The 19,626-nt window shown below is 35.9% G+C and carries 13 protein-coding genes; 4 read left to right on the forward strand and 9 right to left on the reverse strand.

The window, feature by feature from the left end:
- Positions 1 to 19: 19 nt before the first annotated feature.
- The 9 genes from ALGA_RS20085 to ALGA_RS20125 all read right to left on the reverse strand — a co-directional run bounded on the left by ALGA_RS20085 (position 20) and on the right by ALGA_RS20125 (position 11,911).
- The gene (locus ALGA_RS20085; protein WP_096432323.1) at positions 20 to 532 is read right to left on the reverse strand and encodes a ferritin-like domain-containing protein; all 513 of its coding nucleotides are present in this window, start codon (positions 530 to 532) and stop codon (positions 20 to 22) included.
- Positions 533 to 1,012: 480 nt separating this feature from the next.
- Positions 1,013 to 2,428, reverse strand: coding sequence for a TolC family protein (locus ALGA_RS20090; protein ID WP_197705632.1), 1,416 nt, complete (start codon positions 2,426 to 2,428; stop codon positions 1,013 to 1,015).
- Between the two features lie 10 nt (positions 2,429 to 2,438).
- Entirely contained in the window at positions 2,439 to 5,591 is a 3,153-nt protein-coding gene (locus tag ALGA_RS20095; RefSeq protein WP_096432325.1) for an efflux RND transporter permease subunit, read from the reverse strand.
- Positions 5,592 to 5,625: 34 nt separating this feature from the next.
- A complete protein-coding gene (locus ALGA_RS20100) occupies positions 5,626 to 6,783 on the reverse strand; it encodes an efflux RND transporter periplasmic adaptor subunit (RefSeq protein WP_096432327.1) in 1,158 nt (385 codons plus the stop codon).
- Positions 6,784 to 6,905: 122 nt separating this feature from the next.
- The gene (locus ALGA_RS20105; protein WP_096432329.1) at positions 6,906 to 7,415 is read right to left on the reverse strand and encodes a GbsR/MarR family transcriptional regulator; all 510 of its coding nucleotides are present in this window, start codon (positions 7,413 to 7,415) and stop codon (positions 6,906 to 6,908) included.
- Positions 7,416 to 7,759: 344 nt separating this feature from the next.
- A complete protein-coding gene (gene corA, locus ALGA_RS20110; RefSeq protein ID WP_096433793.1) occupies positions 7,760 to 8,824 on the reverse strand; it encodes a magnesium/cobalt transporter CorA in 1,065 nt (354 codons plus the stop codon).
- Positions 8,825 to 8,851: 27 nt separating this feature from the next.
- Positions 8,852 to 9,859: a DUF21 domain-containing protein gene (locus ALGA_RS20115; protein WP_096432331.1), complete on the reverse strand. Its 1,008-nt coding sequence runs from the start codon at positions 9,857 to 9,859 to the stop codon at positions 8,852 to 8,854.
- A gap of 271 nt (positions 9,860 to 10,130) precedes the next feature.
- On the reverse strand, positions 10,131 to 10,859 hold the full coding sequence (locus ALGA_RS20120) for a LytR/AlgR family response regulator transcription factor (RefSeq protein ID WP_096432333.1): 729 nt from the start codon (positions 10,857 to 10,859) through the stop codon (positions 10,131 to 10,133).
- Positions 10,856 to 11,911 (reverse strand): sensor histidine kinase, encoded by a 1,056-nt coding sequence (locus ALGA_RS20125; protein ID WP_096432335.1) that lies wholly within the window; start codon positions 11,909 to 11,911, stop codon positions 10,856 to 10,858. The genes ALGA_RS20120 and ALGA_RS20125 overlap by 4 nt, the downstream gene beginning before the upstream one ends.
- Positions 11,912 to 12,134: 223 nt before the next feature.
- Between ALGA_RS20125 and ALGA_RS20130 the strand changes: the two genes are divergently transcribed.
- From ALGA_RS20130 to ALGA_RS20145, 4 genes are all read left to right on the forward strand, one after another.
- Complete coding sequence (locus ALGA_RS20130) at positions 12,135 to 13,244, forward strand: efflux RND transporter periplasmic adaptor subunit (RefSeq protein WP_096432337.1); 1,110 nt, start codon at positions 12,135 to 12,137, stop codon at positions 13,242 to 13,244.
- Positions 13,245 to 13,303: 59 nt separating this feature from the next.
- Positions 13,304 to 16,432 carry an efflux RND transporter permease subunit gene (locus tag ALGA_RS20135; protein WP_096432339.1) on the forward strand — a complete coding sequence of 1,043 codons (3,129 nt, stop codon included), beginning with the start codon at positions 13,304 to 13,306 and terminating at the stop codon, positions 16,430 to 16,432.
- Positions 16,433 to 16,464: 32 nt separating this feature from the next.
- On the forward strand, positions 16,465 to 17,727 hold the full coding sequence (locus ALGA_RS20140; protein WP_096432341.1) for a TolC family protein: 1,263 nt from the start codon (positions 16,465 to 16,467) through the stop codon (positions 17,725 to 17,727).
- A gap of 165 nt (positions 17,728 to 17,892) precedes the next feature.
- Positions 17,893 to 19,605 (forward strand): histidinol-phosphatase HisJ family protein, encoded by a 1,713-nt coding sequence (locus ALGA_RS20145; protein WP_096432343.1) that lies wholly within the window; start codon positions 17,893 to 17,895, stop codon positions 19,603 to 19,605.
- The last annotated feature ends 21 nt before the right edge of the window (positions 19,606 to 19,626 follow it).

Genomic DNA, 19,626 nt, shown 5'->3' on the forward strand with positions numbered 1-19,626 from the left:
ACCTCCTATAGTTTTATTTTTACATTCTAACTTTTTTCCATTCCTCTTTCATTCGATTCAAGTCGGTAATCCAGGATTCAATATCATTTTCATGTTCAAGTTCTTCATTCAGAATCTGAACAGCCATTTGATAGGTAGAATGATCTTTGCCATTCGTAAAATCGGCTATTTCCTGATACCTTTGAATTGCACATCTTTCTCCCTTTAAGTTCTGTTCTAAAATTATTTCAATGTAAGGGTCGGATGGTTCGTCATAAGAACAACGAGCCAATTTCGTCCATTCGGTAGGATTTATTACGGGTGTACCGCCTAATTGAATAATTCTATTGACTACCAATAAAGCATGTCCTAATTCTTGGTCAGCATGTAGTAATAGTTCTGGTTCTACTTCGCTTCGCATAGGACCTTCCATTACCCTTGCGCCTATCCAGTATTGATAATACGCAAGCCATTCTTCAGAAAGTGCTGCATTTAGCATTTTAATAAGTTCTTCTACATCAACTGATGAAATTTTAATTCCTTGTTTGCCCATATTTTTGTTTATTTAAATTAATTGCATTTATCAAATTTTCCTCTTACCTGTTTTTACTCTTTTAATGGAATTATAAAGTTAATTATTTTTGATAGATAATGAGAATATTCTCGATTAGAATTATTGATTTCATGATAGACTATATCTATAAGTTTAGCTTTTTATTGCAGGATGTAATTTTTTGAACTAAGAAGGAATATTTAGGTGATTGTCTTTCATCTAGCATTTTACGATCCTGAACTTTATGTTTTATGTATTGTCAGACTTTCCTTTTACAGCCAATTTTCACTTCCAATAGAATTAGTCTTTAATCCAATAAAAAAAGCAGCACGTTCATCCATTGGATAATCGTGCTGCCTGTTATTTAGCTGCTAATTTTAAAAAAAAAGATTTGACCGGATTACTAAATTGAAGAACCAACTTCAAAACCATCCTACTGACCTAATCCGGTCAAAATCTACTCACTATTCGAATTCTGTACTATTTATGGCTCCAACCACCACCTAAGGAAAGGTATAGTTCCACAATGGTATTTAATTGTTGGAATTTAGTGTCTATGGTATTAATCTCTGAACTAAGAGCATTGTTACGTGCAGTTAGAACCTCAATATAGGTTGTGTTTTCGTAGCCGTTGTTTAGCAATTCTTCGGAATACTGAACTGCTTTTGTTAAAGCTTCCAATTCCATTTTCTGAATTTCATATTTTCTTCCTTCAGATTGGTAACTGTACAATGCATCCGAAACTTCTTTGCCTGCCTGTAGCATCGATTTTTTGAAATTGTAACGAGCTTCGGCTTGTTGAGCTTTAGCTACTTCATACTTGGTTCTGATACTTCGCTTGTTAAAAATTGGTTGGGTCAAATTCCCAATCACATTGCTAAACAATGAAGAGGTGCTGAACCAATCGTCGAAATTGATGCTTTCCAAACCTGCGCTGGCACTAATACTCAAACTAGGGTAGAAGTTACTGCGGGCAACATTAGTCAGCTCAAAAGCATTCATCAGGCCATATTCAGCTACCATTACATCGGGTCGGTTTCTTAATAATTGTGCAGGAAAACCAGTTTTCAATTCAGCCACAACCTTTTGGTCATCTAGTTTTCCACGAACAATATCTCCGGCATTTTGTCCCAGTAGTAGAGAAAGTGTGTTTTCTAACAAATTTACATTCTCTTCCAAATTTAAAAGAAGAATTTGAGTGTTGTACAATTGTGCTTCTGTTTGCTTTACAGCAGCTTCCGTTACCTGACCTGCTTCCTTAAGACTTTTCATAGTCTCCAGGCCTTCAATTCGGTTGGTTACTGTTCGTTTTGCAACACTAACCTGAGCATCCAAAGCAATCAACTGAAAATAAGCCGATGCTAAATTGCCAACTAAAGAACTTTCTACAGCTCTTCGAGCAGCTTCACTTTGCAAATAACCAGCTTGGCTTGCTCTTTTGTTGCTTCGGATTTTTCCCCAAATATCAGCTTCCCACGAAATGGTACCTGTTAATTGGTAGTTTTCGTAATTTGGGCCATTGCCGCCTGCCGAAATTCCTGTCAAGCTATTGTCCGACAATTCGTAGTTACCCCCATTTGCACCCATGTTAAGACTAGGCAGATAACCCATTTTACCTTGCTTGTAATAAGCTTCTGCCGCATTTACACGCTCAATAGCCATAAGGTAGTCCAGATTGTTATCCAAAGCTTTACTAATTAAGCTTTTCAGGTTCGCATCGGTAAACAATTCCTCCCAAGGCATGCTGGCAAGTGTTGCCGAATCGGTTGTGGAAACATTTCGATACTGATCTACAGTTTCCATTTCTGGTTGTTGGTATTTTTTTGCAACAAAACAGGATTGAAGACTGAATGCTGTCAAGACCAGACTAAGTATTATATATCTTTTCTTCATCATTTCTTTCTATTTATTCTGCAGTTTCCGATTCGTTATCTTCCGGTTTTGGAGCTCCTGTAATTTTTTCCTGAATCGACTGGAAAACTACAAAGAAGGCAGGGATCACAAACACACCAAACAGGGTTCCTATTAACATTCCACCAACTGCACCAGTACCAATTGAACGGTTACCTACAGCACCAGCACCACTTGCCAGCATCAATGGCACTATTCCAAGTATAAATGCGAAAGAAGTCATTAAAATAGGACGTAAACGTGCTTTTGCTCCTTCAGTTGCTGCCTGCATTAATTCCATTCCCTGACGGCGACGCTGTAAAGCAAATTCTACAATCAGAATCGCATTTTTTGCCAACAAGCCAATCAACATGATCAGGGCCACCTGGAAATAGATGTTATTCTCTAAACCAACCATATTCACAAAAAAGATGGCTCCAAATATACCGATAGGCAGAGATAGAATAATAGAGAAGGGGAGTATGTAACTCTCGTATTGAGCAGCGAGTATGAAGTACACGAATATCAAACTTAGTGCAAATACTAAAATAGCTTGATTTCCTGCTTTTTGTTCTTCACGTGTCATTCCCGAAAACTCGTATCCGTAGTTCGAAGGCAATGTTTCTGCAGCTACTTCCTGAATGGCTGTAATGGCGTCTCCTGTACTGTAACCAGGATTCACGTTCCCATTGATGGTTGCAGAGTTGAATAGGTTGAAACGATTTACCACATCAGGACCGTTCACCTTTTTCATATTCACAAACTGACTTACCGAAACCAATTCGTTTTGAGCATTTCTTACAAATACATTGTTCATTGATTCAACGGTTTCACGATCTTCCGGTGCTGCCTGAATCATTACACGGTACTGTTTTCCGAATCGGTTAAAATCGGCTGCATACCAACTTCCGTAATATCCTTGAAGGGTAGCAAACAATCCATTAACTGATATTCCGGCTTCTTTCACTTTTTCAACATTTACTTCCATCTCGTACTGAGGGAACCCGGTGTTGAAAGAGGTAATTGCATACTTAATTTCAGGACGTTGATTTAAGGCTCCCAAAAACTTATTGCTTTTTTCCATTAAGTCGCTAAACTCTCCGTTCGATTTGTCTTGCAAACGCATTTCGAAACCATCTGAATTACCAAATCCACGAACCGTTGGTGGTGCGAAGAAAAGAATTCGAGCTTCGTTAATGCTTGCAGTTCTTCCAAACAATTGACCAATAAGTGCATTTACTTTCTGATTATCTTCTTTCCGTTCTTTCCAGTTTTTTAGTTTAATAACTGCAAAGGCCTTCGAGCCACCTCTCGTACCGCTCATTAAACTAAAACCAACCACAAACATATTTTCCTGAACAACATCAATTTGATTAATGATGTCTTCAACTTTACCTGCAACTTCGCTTGTTCTTTCTAAAGTACTTCCAGGAGGCAGGCTAATATCGCAAAAGATGATTCCTTGATCTTCGTTGGGAATAAATCCTGTAGGAGTAGTCTGAAAGAAATATCCCGCAAGGGCAATAAAAACAACCAGAATTACACCTGTAAGCCATTTTTTACGAATTAAAAAGTGAACAGAATTGGTGTAACGTTCGGTTATTGCATCGAACCCAGCATTAAAGGAAGTATAGAAACGACTTGCTATTCCTTTTTTGTGTTCTTCGCTTGGATTATGTGGTTTCAATAGTAGAGCACATAAAGCAGGACTTAGTGTTAATGCATTAATTGCTGATATAACAATTGCCACAGCCAGTGTAATCGCGAATTGTTGATAGAATGCTCCGGTTGGGCCTTCTAAAAAGGAAACTGGAATAAACACTGCCGACATCACCAAAGTAATGGATATAATGGCACCGGTAATCTCGCTCATGGCCGACACGGTGGCTTTCTTGGCACTCTTCGCACCAGCGTCGAGCTTGGCATGAACAGCCTCGACGACGACAATGGCATCATCTACCACAATACCAATTGCAAGCACTAAAGCAAACAGGGTAAGCATGTTGATTGAAAATCCAAAGAGATTCAGAAAGAAGAAAGTACCTATAATTGCAACCGGTACAGCAATTGCTGGAATTAAAGTTGATCTAAAATCTTGTAAGAATAGAAAAACAACTAAAAATACCAACAGAAATGCTTCAATTAAGGTTGTAATCACCTTACTGATGGATGCTTCTAGAAAGTCATTGGTATTAAAAGGAATCACATAGTCGATACCTGTAGGGAAATCCTTTTGTGCAGATTCCAATGTGCGCTCCACTTCTTTGATAATTTCCTGAGCATTCGAACCTGAAGTTTGATATACCGCAATTGCACTAGAAGGATGACCATTGGTAATATTCTTGGTCGCATAACTAAACGCCCCTAATTCAATTTTTGCAACATCTTTCAGGCGAAGGAACTCACTGTTGCCTTCTGAACGAAGAATGATATTATCGTATTCTTCTTTTGTTGAAAGTTTTCCTTTGTAACGAATTACATATTCGAATGACTGAGATGAATTCGCGCCAAATTTACCTGGTGAAGCTTCTAAATTCTGCTCATCCAAAGCACCAACGATATCCTGAGGAGTGATTCCAAAAGCAGCCATTTTTTCAGGTTTTAACCAGATTCTCATGGAATAGTCACGAGATCCAAAAACCGTTGCATCACCAACTCCGTTAATTCTTTTAATCATCGGTATCAGGTTGATACGGGCGTAGTTTTCAACAAAGGTTGCATCGAAATCTTCATTCTCAGTTAATAAGGAGAAGAACATCAAAACACTATTCTGAACCTTTGTGGTGGTAACACCCGATTGAATAACCTGTTGTGGCAACTTGCTGTTTACTGTAGCGACTCTGTTTTGAACGTTTACAGCTGCAATATCAGCATTGGTTCCGAGTTCAAAATAAACACTTATGGTTGCTGATCCATCGTTACTTGCGGTTGACGACATATAGGTCATGTTCTCAACACCATTTACAGCTTCTTCGATAGGAACAACAACACTTTTTAGTAAGGTTTCCGCATTCGCACCTGGATAGCTTGCCGAAATTTGCACCGTTGGAGGTGCAATCTCCGGAAATTGTTCTCTTGGTAATGATGTGAGTCCCAAGACTCCTAAAATTACAATGAGTATGGATATTACGGTCGATAATACCGGCCGTTCAATAAATTTTCTTAACATGGAATTTTGTGTTAAATAATCAATTTAATGGTGCTTATTTTTTAGAAAATGCTGCGTTTCCTTCAGGTGTGTGCTTTTCTGTTACAGGCTTAATTTGCATTCCTTCACGAAGTTTAATTAGTCCGCCAATAACAAATGTTTGTCCTGCATCCAACCCGTTTTGCACAATAAAATCCTGATCGATAGATTCGGATATATTCACCTCTTTGGATAGTACTTTGCTGTCCTTATCAACCAGATACACAAATTTCTTCCCTTGTAATTCAAAAGTTGCTTTTTGGGGAACCAAAATAACTTCATTTTGCATGGATGGTAATTTTATAATACCACTAATACCACTTCGCAATAAATTAGCTGGATTTGGGAAAATTGCACGAAAGCTTACGCTTCCGGTTCTTGGATTTACCATTCCATTGATGGTTTCAATTCGTCCTTTTTGTTCGTATACAGAACCATCAGCAAGAATAAGCTCTACTTCAGGTAATGCCTTAATCATATCATCAACACTATTCCCGTTCAATTGTCGGTTGAATTGTAACAATTGCTTTTCGTTTAGGTTGAAATAAGCATACACATTACTGATATTAGAAACAGTTGTAAGTGGTTGTGTTTCGGCACGGCCAACTAAACTACCTACTCTGTAAGGTATGTCACCAATCATTCCATCCACCGGGCTTGTAATTACCGTATAACTTAAGTTTTCTTTCGCATTTAGGTAATCTGCATTGGCTGCATTTAGTTGCGCTTTTGCTGCATTTAAAGCACTTTCCGCAGTTTGAAGCTGAACTGAGCTAATGATATTTTTCTCTACCAAAGGTTTAATTTTATCCACTTCAACCTTTGCTGATACAACTTGTGCTTTTGCCACTTCAACTATAGCATTGGCAGCATTAACCTGTTGATTCAACGTCTCAGCACTTAGTTTGAATAATAGTTGTCCTTTTTTTACCTGACTTCCTTCATCAATATAAATTTTGTCGACGAATCCTTCCACTCTAGGTCGGATTTCGATGTTTTGCTCTCCTTCTATATTTGCAGCATATTCATTGTAAACAGTTACATTCGCTTTTTCTGCTGACTGCACAGGAAAAGGCATTGGCCCTTGTGCCATTTGTTGCTTTGATGAATCCGTACAAGATGATAAGCCCAGTAGGATGATCGCTATGCTTGCTAAGATGTGATTTCTTTTCATGATCAAAATAAATGTATTAATTGTTTTTAATTATTTCCTTTAGTTCTGTCTGCATCGAACCATATGCATCTAAGTCTTTAAGTACCTTTCTTAAGTACCAAAATTATTTTAGTTCGCTGTTTTTAGTGAGTCAGCGGACATTTCTCTTTTATCTCATCGCGAAGCTGTTCCAAAATTGTTACTGTATTCGATAAATAATCCAAATATGGAGTTTCGTGGTCCTCAATATATTGTGGCTCATTTTCTTTTGTAATTTCATTGGCTAGTTTCTTGTGATCCAATATCTGTCCAACCAATAAATGCTCTGTTTTAAAATCAGCAATTTTCTCTTCAATTCTCGCCAAAAACCCAACAGGGGATAGGCTGTAATACTTCTTCCGGTCACCTGGTTCAGTATGATATACAATCATGTTCGATTTAGTTAGGTTCTGTAGATTGGTCGAGATTGTACTCTTACTCGCTCCTAAAAAATGAACTAAATCGTCAAAAGTGATTCCTTTTTCCTTATTCATGAAAAGAGTGGCAAAGATTCTTGCGGCTATAGGGGCAAGGTTTTCCTGCTTCTCCATGAACATTCCAAATCGTTCTACTAATATTTTCTTTTGCTCTTCTAATTGGGTAAGATCCATCATTTTTGTAAATTTTATGAGACAAATGTACGATTAGTTCGGTTAGTTCCGAACTAAAAAATGTTAAAAAAATAGAAAGAAGCTTTCGCAATCGATACAATGGGTAATAACACTCATTAAATCCCGTTGAAAACGGTTTTTTTAAGAAATGTTTAGGCTGAATATAAAGCCGATTTGAGAAATGGCTGTTGTTACGAAGCTTAACAGACTACTTATCTAAAGGTGTCTATAGGGGTTAATTCTCTTATTGTTTGTTGCCACAATTTAAAAGACCAAATAAAATAGATTTTACTCTAAAATATTTGGTCGATTATATAGTCATTAAGTCCCTATTTAGGGATCATGATCTAAAACCATTTTCTCTTTTTAAAATAGAACAGCATTCCTATTGCCACGCTAAGCATCACAAACCACATAATGAAATAGCTATACTCATAGTGAAGTTCAGGCACTACATCGAAATTAGTTCCATATATTCCAGCTATAAATGTTAGAGGAATAAAAATGACTGAGAAAATCGTTAGGAATTTCATGATGTCATTCAGTTTACTACTTATGGTTGTGTGGTAAATATTCAGCTGATCAGAGAGGATTTCCCGGTAACTGTCCGACGATTCATTTGCCTGATTAATATTGTCCTGTAGTTCTCTAAAATGCACATCTGTTGAATATTCAATTAAGTCCGATTCCATTTTAGAAAGGTTAAGGATCATTTCTTTAGCGGGCTTAATGTTTTTTCGAAGAAAATTTAACTCACGTTTATAGTTGTTGATATCTTCAATTACCGACTGTTTTGGCTCCAAAAGCAAATTTTCTTCTAAAGTTTCAATCTTTTCACCAAACTCACTAATAATATAGATGTAATTGTCGATTACAATATCGAGAAGAGCAAAAGCCAAATAATCTGTCCCTGAATTACGTATTCGTTTTTTCTGCTTTCTGATTCTTCCCCGAACAGGTTCAAAAACATCGCCTTTTCTTTCCTGAAAGGTAATCAGTACTGTTTTTGTCAAAATTAAACTTAAATTTTCAACCTGAATAAGATTTGTTTCTTCGTCGTGACGGAGCATTTTAATCGAAATATAAATACAATTGTCATACTCCTGTATCATTGGTCTCGACTGAGTATTCATTACATCTGCCATAATGAGGGGATCCAGGTTGAAACCTTTTGCAATTTCTTGCATAATGGATGTATTATGAATTCCATCGACATTAAACCAGGTTACGGTATCTTTTTCCTGATACTTGAGCACCTCATTTACTGTTGCCATTGCATTCTCTTCAAGATTATTTGCATCAAAATCGATAATACGTAACAACACATTGTCTATTTTTTGTTCTCCCCGAAATAATAATTCGTCTGGAGAGATGCCAATTTCATGCTTTGACTTTTTTATAAATCTTGCCATTACTTCAAAATTTGTATGCATTAGTTTTTATATTCCTTTTAACAATCGGCCTAAAATATCGGCTCCTGTTATGATATGTTTATTGTCGGTCTTCCAAAATAGAACAATGTCATTTTTAAGCGGACTGTCGGAATTGATATCCATTTTGATTCTTAATTTCTGGATTACGTTTCCCAGATTATATGAATCATCTGTAATAATTATTGGGACGTGGCAATAATTAATTATTTGCTTCACATCTCCTGAAAATAGGATACTGCGAATAAATTCATCGGCATCTAAAACCAATTTTGGAATGTCGTTTTCATCTGTAAAAGTGATCCATTTTTCTCCGGATTCGTTTATTCTTTTCAAAAAATCATCTTCTGGCTTAGCGGCGTAATCCGGAAATATCAATTTATCATTACTGCTTTTTAAACTGATAATACTTTTGGGGTTGAGAGCTTCACCTTCATGCAAAATATTTATATCATCAAGCGAAAAGAAATTAATGGCTCCGGTTCCTTCAATATGGTCAATTTCATTGCCGGTTCCCTCCATGTGCTTTTTTATAAACATCTTGATGTTCTTTTCCGCAAAGTATTGCACCGATTCTTTCCCAAGCCAGAAATCCAATACAAGAGCACTTGGTTTCGCGACGGGATAAAAAAGGATCTGATAAAACTTTAAAATTGGAGTTAAAAAAGAGGCCATTTTTAATGCATTTCTTGAAAAATAAGCCTGAGGTACAATTTCGCCAAAAAGAGTAATCAAAACCGTAGAAAATCCAAATGAAATAAATCCAGTCATTACCGAATCGGAGAGCAAGGTTAATAAAACATTAATCGCAACATTCCCCCACAAAATAGTAGTTAACAGGAAATTTGAATCCTTACGCATTTCCAATACTTGCTTTGCACCCATTAAAGATGAAGTTTCCGCCTCAACTTCAAGTCGAAGTCGGGTGAGACTGAAAAAAGCCAGATTTAGTCCCGAAAACATGGCTGATTGTGTAATGCAAAAAGCAATTCCAATCCAAATTAACATTTCATTCATAAGTTGAAAACTTTCTTCTTGTTCAAGACAATGAAATTAATACATATTCTGATCATTTCCATTGAATTTTGGTTGCTACCTAATATTTTTAAAAAATGAAGTCATGTTCTCTGTATTTTCGATGAAAAGGAGTAAGGTAGAAACACAATTAACTTAATGGGTTTTGCAGGTAAAGCAAATTTTGATGTGTGTGTGTGTTAAAATGAATTTAGTCGCCAATACTGGAGGTTTTAATTTGGCGAAAGAATGAGATCTTCCTGTCAGTAAACATTTATTTTTTAAGAAATGTATTGATTAAATCCATAAAGGCTTGTCGGTACATTTGTCCAATGGGGATTTTCTGGTCACCAATTTCTACTTGATTACCTTCAATTGAATCGATTAATTGCAGAGAGATGATGAAAGATTTATGAACGCGGGGAAATAGATTTTCGGGTAGCAATTCCTCCATTTTTTTTATGGTGAGCTTGCTTACAATATTTTTTGATTTGGTATGTATCTTAATGTAATCTCCTAAACCTTCAATGTATTTAATGTCTTCAAAATTAAGTTTTATGGTTTTTTTGTCAGCCTTAATAAAAATGAAATTCTGACTTGTGTCTGGAGTATTGTCTTGCGACACAGTTTGTAAATTGTTTTTTAATTGAAGTTTTTCTTCAATTTTAGAAATGGCTTTAATAAAACGTGGAAATGGTATTGGCTTGTGTAAATAGTCCATAACATCTAATTCGTAAGCATCTACGGCATATTCTCGGTAAGCTGTGGTAATAACAACCAATGGTGGATTCACAAGACTTTCTAAAAAACTCAATCCGCTAAGCTTAGGCATATTGATATCTAAAAACATGGCATCGACACTGCTGTTTCGGAGCACTTCCATAGCTTCCAAGGCATTTTTACACGATTTCACCAAAGTAACGTGAGGAATATCCTGAATGTATTTTTCCAATACTTTTCTTGCATGAATTTCATCATCTACTATAATGCAATTTATATTCATATCGATAAGCTTAAATGTGTAGTGTATTGGTTTTTGGTCTCAAATATTTCGAAAATGTGTTTGTTCGGAAATAACAAATTTAGCCTCTTTCTAACGTTCTCAATTCCTAAACCATCGTGTTCTTTCGTATTAATTACACCACTTTTTGATTCTAAAGGATTGCTTATTTCAAGATCAATATTGTGTTGTGATATTTTCATGAGAATTTTAATTTCAGATGTTTCCAATTCTGATGATATTCCGTGCTTAAATGCATTCTCGATTAGGGGAATAAACAAAAGGGGTGGTATTTTATGTCCAGGATTCTCTCCTTCAATATTTAATTGAATGGTAGCAACATCCTCAACTCTTATTGATTCTAATTCAATATAGTTTTTTATAAATTGAATCTCTTTCTCTAGTTGAACTTCTTCATCTTTGCATTCATAAATCATATAACTAATAAGCTGACTCAATCTTAGAATCATATCTGGAGTTTTCACTGAATCGTATAAACTCATCGAGTAAATATTGTTAAGTGTATTGAACAGGAAATGTGGATTGACCTGGCCTTTTAGTACGTTTAATTCTGCTTCTAATTGTTCCTGAGCTTTCTCTGTGAATTTTAGATTCTCATCCTTCAGTTTAATCCATTCTTTTACGAAATGAAATAATGTACTTGATAAGACAAATATATTTGTTTTAAATGTATTCATCATGATGATTTTAGTGGTGTTAAATCTGATGAACCTTTTAAATTCTAAATCGGGAAAGTGATAGAATAATAGACTTAATGTTGAGATGGTAAAAACCTCACAAATAATGAATATTAATACATATTTGCCATATCTGCCGGTATTCCAATAGCGTGGAATTAAAAACCTTAAATTAAAATAAACCAGAATTGCGATAAATGAATTTTGGATTCCCTCGAACAGAATTTCCCTGGGAATTCGCTCTGGATCCATATCGGTAAAACGGCCTAATTCTAATAATAGGAAAACCGACCAAAAGGAAAGGTGCTGAACCCATCTTATCGAAAATATATGATATAATCTGTCTTTTAAATTCATGAAATACAATTTAGTACAGCTAAAGAACAAAATTTAGTTTTTCAAAACACCTTTTGTCGATGAACAATGAAAAATGAGCTGCAAACACATGGAATTTTGACTGCAAGCAAAGATACCGACAATTTTTCTTTTGATACAGGTAGATATGGCTCGTTGGCCGATAAAATTTATTTCTTAAAAAGGAAGCGGTTACTATTGCTTCAGATTATAAAAAAGAACAGTCATGTTAAAAAGAAAAAGTATCCTTTTAGGAGTAATCGTAATTGTTGTTTGTTTTGGCATCACATTCGTTTTTGCAGATATGAAGAAAGCACCAAAGGAGAGTGATGTTGTTTCAAAAGAAATAATTGTTCCTGTTCAAACGATAAAAAACAGCAAAATAAATTTAGTGCTTTCCGTAGTAGGAAATTTGGAAGCTAGTGATAAAGTAGATGTGTATACTGAAGTTACAGGCATTCTACAGCCTTCCCAAAAACAATTTTTGGAAGGAGTGCGGTTTTCGGGTGGGGAAGTTCTTTTATCTCTTAACGACGATAAATTCAGATCCGAAGTGTTTTCCCAGCGTAGTAGTTTTATGAATGAGATTGCGACCATTTTGCCTGATTTAAAGTTTGATTATCCGGAAAGTTATATAACCTGGGAGAAATACCTGAAAGAATTCGACGTTGAAAAAGAACTGGCTCCCATACCTACTGCACAAAATGAAAAGGAAAAGTACTACTTAGCCGGAAAAAATATTTATACCGATTACTACACAATTAAAGGTCAGGAAATTGAACTTTCTAAATATCAAATTATTGCTCCTTTTATGGGCGAAGTGATCGAGTCGGATATCAAAACAGGAACCCTAGTAATAGCTGGTCAAAAATTAGGGGAGTTTGCGAATACAAAAGCTTACGATTTAGTGGTAGGTATCGATCTAAATAGTCTTACTGGTATTAAGGAAGGAAACAAAGTGAATATCTATTCAGAATCTACGACAGGTAAATGGTCGGGTGTTGTGCGACGAATTAGCAATAAAGTAGACGATGAAACCCAAATGGTGGATATTTACATTGCAATAAATGGGAGTAATCTGAAAGAAGGAATGTTCTTAAGTGCTAATATAGAGCTTAAAAAAGATGTTTTTGGAATTGAGATTCCTCGTAAATTTCTAGTGAATTCAGAATATGTATTCACGGTTAAGGATGGAGTTATCAATCAGCAACAGGTTTCAGTCGTTCAGAAGAAAACTGATTCTGTTATTCTAGAGGGGTTAGAAGATAATGCTTTACTCGTTTTAAAAACAACGGGTATACACAAAGGGATTTCGGTGACTACCCGCGAACAGTAAGCGAAACTATTTTTATTCGAAAATTCAGATTAGTCAGGTAACAACTAGAAAAAAAGTAAATGAAGGCATTAATTAAATATTTTGTAAAATATCCCTTCGCTGGGAACCTTTTGGCTGGAGTGTTCGTTTTATTGGGAATGTTTGGACTCTTTACGCTAAATTCCTCGGTGATGCCTCAGATTGATCCGGGAATGCTTAGTATTACGGCCAGTTACCCGGGCGCATCCCCCGAAGAAGTTGAAAAAGGAGTTGCCCTAAAAATTGAAGATAACCTAAAGGGAATTAGTGGAGTAGAGAAGGTTACTTCATCTTCAACCGAGAATTATTGTTCTATTTATGTGGATTTGGAATCGGGATACGATCCTAATATAGCCTTACAGGATGTGAAAAATGCTGTAGATGGAATTAGTTCTTTTCCTGCTGCAGTAGAGAATATTAGTGTAGCAAAAAGAGAATTCACCATGCTTGCCGTTTCCATGTCGTTGAGTGGTGATATTGATTTAAAAGATCTTAAAACTTATGCCAGATCAATCGAAAATGATTTAAGAGGCATAGATGGTATTTCCCAGGTAGATTTATATGGTTTCCCTGATGAAGAAATAGAAGTGAGTGTGAACGAGGACGCTCTAAAAGCCTACAACATTACGATTGATGAGATTTACAACGCAGTTGTTGCAGCAAATATCGAACAAACTGGAGGTACCATTCGTGGAGAAAACGAAGAATTGAGAATCCGTGTTAATGAGAAGCAATATTATGCTGAAGGTTTAAAGGATATTGTAGTTCGTTCGCAAGAAAATGGAGGAACAGTTTATTTAAGTGATTTGGCTGTTGTTAACGACAAATGGAACGAAGAGCCTAATCGGATTTATATCAACGGAGATCCAGCAGTTAAAATTTCAATTACACAGACTTCTCGCGAGGATATTTTAGTCATATCTGAAACTATAAATAAGTATGTAGCCAAATATAATGAGGAACATGAAGTAGTCAAACTAAATGTGCTTCAAGATAAGTCTTCCTCTATAAAAGTGATGCAGGATATTCTGGCAAACAACGGAATTGCAGGTTTTCTGCTGGTGCTGTTATTTCTTTCTCTTTTCCTGAACCATCGCCTTTCTTTTTGGGTGGCAATTGGGATTCCAATTTCATTCATGGGAATGTTTATGGTGGCCGGGATGTATGGCCTCACACTAAACAGAATTTCCTTGTTTGGGATGATTCTTGTTATCGGTATTCTGGTGGATGATGGTATTGTTATTTGTGAAAATATTTTTCAGCATTACGAAAAAGGAAAATCAGCCTTACAAGCAGGAATCGACGGTACAATGGAAGTTATGCCCGCTGTGTTTTCTGCTGTGTTAACAACGATTGTTGCTTTTACTGCATTTTTCTTTATTGATGGTGTTATTGGTGAGTTTTTTCGAGAATTGGCATTTGTGGTAATATTTGCTTTGATTTTTTCTTTGATTGAAGCATTCCTTATACTTCCCGCTCATGTGGTGCATTCTAAAGCCCTTCGAGCAAATAAAAAAGAGTCTAAAATTGAGAAAATATCGATGACGGCTGTTTCTTATTTAAGAAGATGGACATATGAACCACTGATTCGTTTTTGTCTAAATAATAAATTGGTTACCATCGGTTTGGCAATTGGATTATTTGCCATGACTATTGGTGCGTATGAAGGAGGAATTATTAAAACGGGAGATAGTTCTGTTGATAATAATGATTACGTAGATGTGGAACTGGAAATGCCTGCTGGCACACCCGAAAATGAAACACTTCTTTACATGCAACGAATTGAGGATGCAGCAATAGAAGCAGGAGAAGAATTTCAGGACAAAAGTATAACTGGAGAACCTGTTATTACTGGTACCGAATTGAATATTACAGCCTCGAATGTAGGAACTTTGAAGGTATATTTGTTGGGCACCCAGAAAAGAAATTTTTTATCAACAGAATATAGTAATTTAATAAAAGATAAGGTTGGAGAAATTCCTCAGGCTCAGCTGCTCAGTTATACTCAGGAAAGTCATTTCGGAAAAGCTGTATCAATATCATTGCAGAGTAGCAATTTAGAGGATTTATATCTTGCCAAAAATGAATTCAAGACACACTTATCCAGAATGGAAGGACTAATGAATGTTCAGGATAATGATGAACTTGGAATGCGTGAGGTGAAATTAAAATTAAAGAAGAGTGCTTATAAGTTAGGCTTAACATTAAGCGATCTGTCTAGTCAAGTAAGAGCAGGTTTTTATGGAAAGGAAGTACAGCGTTTACAGCGAGGAACCGACGTGGTGAAAGTTTGGGTTCGCTACCCAAAGCAGGAGCGGTCTTCGGTAGGAAATCTTGAGAATATGAGAATCAGAACCGACGACGGAGGAGAATACTACCTAAAAGATGTTGCTGAGATCATTTACGAAAGAAATTTGGTTCAAATTAATCACTTAGATGGGCAACGTGAAATTACAGTTGAAGCTGATGCGGCAAATGCAACGGTTAATATGTCCGAAATTAACAGTGAAATTGAGGATCATATTTTACCCGATTTAAAAGCAAAATATGCAGGCTTACGATTCCGTTACGGAGGTCATGAGGAAAATCTGCAAAAGGCAAAATCTTCAGGAATTCTAATCGCTCCGGTTATTCTTGTTCTTCTATTTGCCATTGTAATTTTCACATTTCGATCTTATTTTCAAACCATATTAATTTTCACTCTTGTTCCTCTTGGATTTATTGGTGTAGGATGGGGACACTGGATTCATGGTGTTGCTTTAGATATGCCATCATATTTGGGTATGGTCGCGCTAATGGGCGTAATGGTGAACGATTCAATTGTTCTTATAAGTACATTTAACAAGCAATTGAAGACTGGTAAAGAATTCATGACTGCAATTTATGATTCGTGTGTTTCGCGCTTCAGACCCATCGTCTTAACCTCTTTAACCACCATCATTGGTATTGCTCCTTTAATAGTATCCAATGAACCCGAGGCGAAAATGGTAATTCCTATGGCCATTTCATTAGCTTATGGACTTGCTATAGCTACCTTCTTAAATCTTCTATTATTGCCAGTTTTATTGGTTGCTGTCAACTCCCTTAAATGCAAATACAAATGGTTACTAACAGGAGTTATGCCATCTCGAGAGAGTGTAGAAACTGCTGTTAAAGAGCTTGAACAATAGTATTTATTTTAGTAAAAAAAGAGATCCTTATAATGAAGAATCGAATGATCATATTTACTGCAGTATTTTTCAGTTTTATAGCAGAAGCTGCAGCTCAGGAGGCCTTAACTTTGGAATCCTCCATTGAAATAGCATTAGAGAATAATTTAAGTATTAAAGTAGCCAAAAATCAGTATGAAATATCTGCAAACAATGCTACAAAAGGGAATGCTGGTTTGTTGCCGAGTTTGAGTGCCAGTGCCAATACAAATTATAGCGAGCATAGTTCAGACAAAATATCTTCTTCCACCTCTTTGAATTTCTCTTATACTCTATTTGATGGATTTGGAGGTAGCTATAATTATAAAATATTAAACCTTCAAAAGGAGCGGGGCGAATTAATTACCCGGTACAATATCGAAAATACAATTGCGAATGTTATTTCAGGTTTTTATCAATTAAGTAAGGCTTTTGACGATTTCGATGTGGCATCCAAGAACATGGCAATTTCTAAGGAACGTTTGCAAAGAAATCAATCTAAATATGAGTTTGGAAATATCAATAAATTGGAAGTTCTGAATGCAAAGGTTGATTTTAATCGGGATAGCAGCACCTATCTAAAATCCCAACAGTTTTCTGAGGAATTAGTTCGTGAAATGAATGTTTTGCTGGGAAGAAGCGCGGAAACTAAATTTCAATTAATTCCTGATGCATCAGAATTTCAGTCTTTTAATTTGAGTGATTTGAAAAAAAGGACATTGGAGGAAAATGCTGATTATTTGATTCAGGCAAATCAATTAAGAGAGGATGATTTAGCTGTGAAAAAGGCAAAGTCGGGACAATTACCATCGGTAAGTATTAACTCTTCTTATTCGTATTACGAGAATGAAATTGTTGGGACAAATTCAAACACTCAATTAACGGGAGGTGTAAGCATGAGTTTTAATATTTTCGATGGAAAAAGAAAAAAAATAGAAATTGCAAATGCACGAATTCAGAAACAGAATACTGAGTTAGAGTATCAGGACAAAATGTTAGAATTGGAAAAGAATTTGGTAAATGCTTATGCTGATTATCAATACAATTTGAAAGTATTGGCATTGGAAGAAGATGCATTGGAAGCTGCCACGCTTAATTTTGAGCAAACCAAAGAGTATTATCAATTAGGACAAATTAGTTCGACAACTTTTCGTGAAGCGCAATTGAATTTGGTTGAAGCACAAAATAATAAATCTGCCGCTCGCTACGATACAAAAGATTCAGAAGTAAATATTAAAAAGATAAGCGGTTCATTATTGAAATTCTCAGAAATTTAATGCTCAGTATCTTGTTCTTTTTGTGAAAGTAATTGTATTTAATACTTCATAGACCGTCTTTCTTTTTGAAAGCCGGTCTTTTTTATTAATTCTCTTGCTAATTGATCATCATTTCCTATTCAAATGATTATTTTTACCCAGCTATTAACCACATAGATTAAGTAAATGCCACAAAATAATATTGCCACACCCGAGTATTTCATTTGGGAGACTCATGGAATTCATACAGGTACAGGTAACGATCATGTTAAACATGGAGTTGATGAACTAGACAAAATAACTGAATTAGCCATAGCTAAAGGTCATCCCAATATTGCATTTATAATACATACACCACGTTTAACCAGATACAGGTATGCTGCAGAGAAACGACTGGGAGTAAAGTTTATACGTGGCGATAGTGCCTATTTTAACTATCCAAGTCAGATTGAAAAGTTGAAATTGAAATATGGCAATCAAATTACTATTCGTTTTGGGATTGAACTGGAATGGTTGGGACCTGATTTGGGAATGCAGTGGAATCGATCGAAAGTGTTTCAGGCACAAGATGCTGATTTTGTGATTGGTTCATTACATTTTTCACGGGAAGGAATTCCATACGATGGATCGATTGAGGAAACTGAAGAACTAATTAAGCTGAGAGGTGGATTGGAAAATTTTTGGGGCGGATACATCGAGGAACTCATCGAAATGGTTGATTCTACTTGGGAAATTATTCAAGTTGTTGGTCATATCGATTTGCCAAAATTGTTTGCGCCAATTCCTCAGCCTCTGCTAGAGTTAGATACTTCGGGTCATTTTTTGGCTCGTAGAATGCGCTTTTTACTGGAAATGATTAGCGAATATAATCTTGCTTTAGATGTTAATTTGGCTGGAATCAACAAAGGTTGTGGGATTTATCCGGATATCTCTATTTTGAAAAGAGCCAAACAGCTGGATATACCAATTTCTTTGGGTACCGATACTCACACACTTCAAAATTTGGGTAATCACCACGAAACAGGTATTCATTATGCCCACGACGCTGGTTACAAGCATTACCTGAGTTTCTCAAAGTGCATACCTGAAAAACGACCATTACGAAATCAGGCTTATAAAAAAGAAGAATACAAAGTCATGAATTTGGGAATTGAAATGTTGAATCTTCGTTTTGAAGATCGTAAGCAACGACGAATTCCTAAATTTTCTTTCGGAGGTACTTTTAGAACATTTTTGGAGCATCATAAAAATGCTTCCTCATTAGGTGAATTTGAAGCCATACGTATCCGAAAAGGAAATAAATCGATTACCATTAGTAACACTATTCCTCAAAATCAAGAGGAGATGATGAAAGTGAAGGGATTATTTTCGCATCATAAGGATGAGCCAGGTGTTTTATCGATGATATTTAATGCTTTGGCATCTGAAGAAATAAATGTTGAAACAGCCTATTTAAATGCCAATAATGATGGTACCGCAACAGCTTTTTTAACCCTTACGGGAGATGATAGTTCTGTGCATGAAGCTGTCGAGTTTGTTAAAGGTACGGGAGGAGATAGCTTTATTGAAATTAGGGTGGGTGATATTCTGGAAATACAAGAATTAAAAAAACACAAGAATTATGTGTTAGAGGTTGATGGTGTAAATTTACCCATTGCCATCAGCAAACAAATGATTCTTTCTATTCATAACAATACACCAGGAATATTACTGATTTTATTATCGGCATTGGCTTCACAAAATATCAATATAATCGATTTAAAACTCGGACATAGAGGTCAAAAAGGGTATGCTCTTTTGAGTATCGAAGGAAATGCTCAAAACGCAGGCAATGTTTTAACTAAACTAGGACCACAATTTTTCGAAACCACGCATTTATCTTTAAATGGTGTTGAATAGTAACGTTTAATTAATTTAAAA

It is taken from the genome of Labilibaculum antarcticum (genome assembly GCF_002356295.1).
GTDB lineage: Bacteria > Bacteroidota > Bacteroidia > Bacteroidales > Marinifilaceae > Labilibaculum > Labilibaculum antarcticum.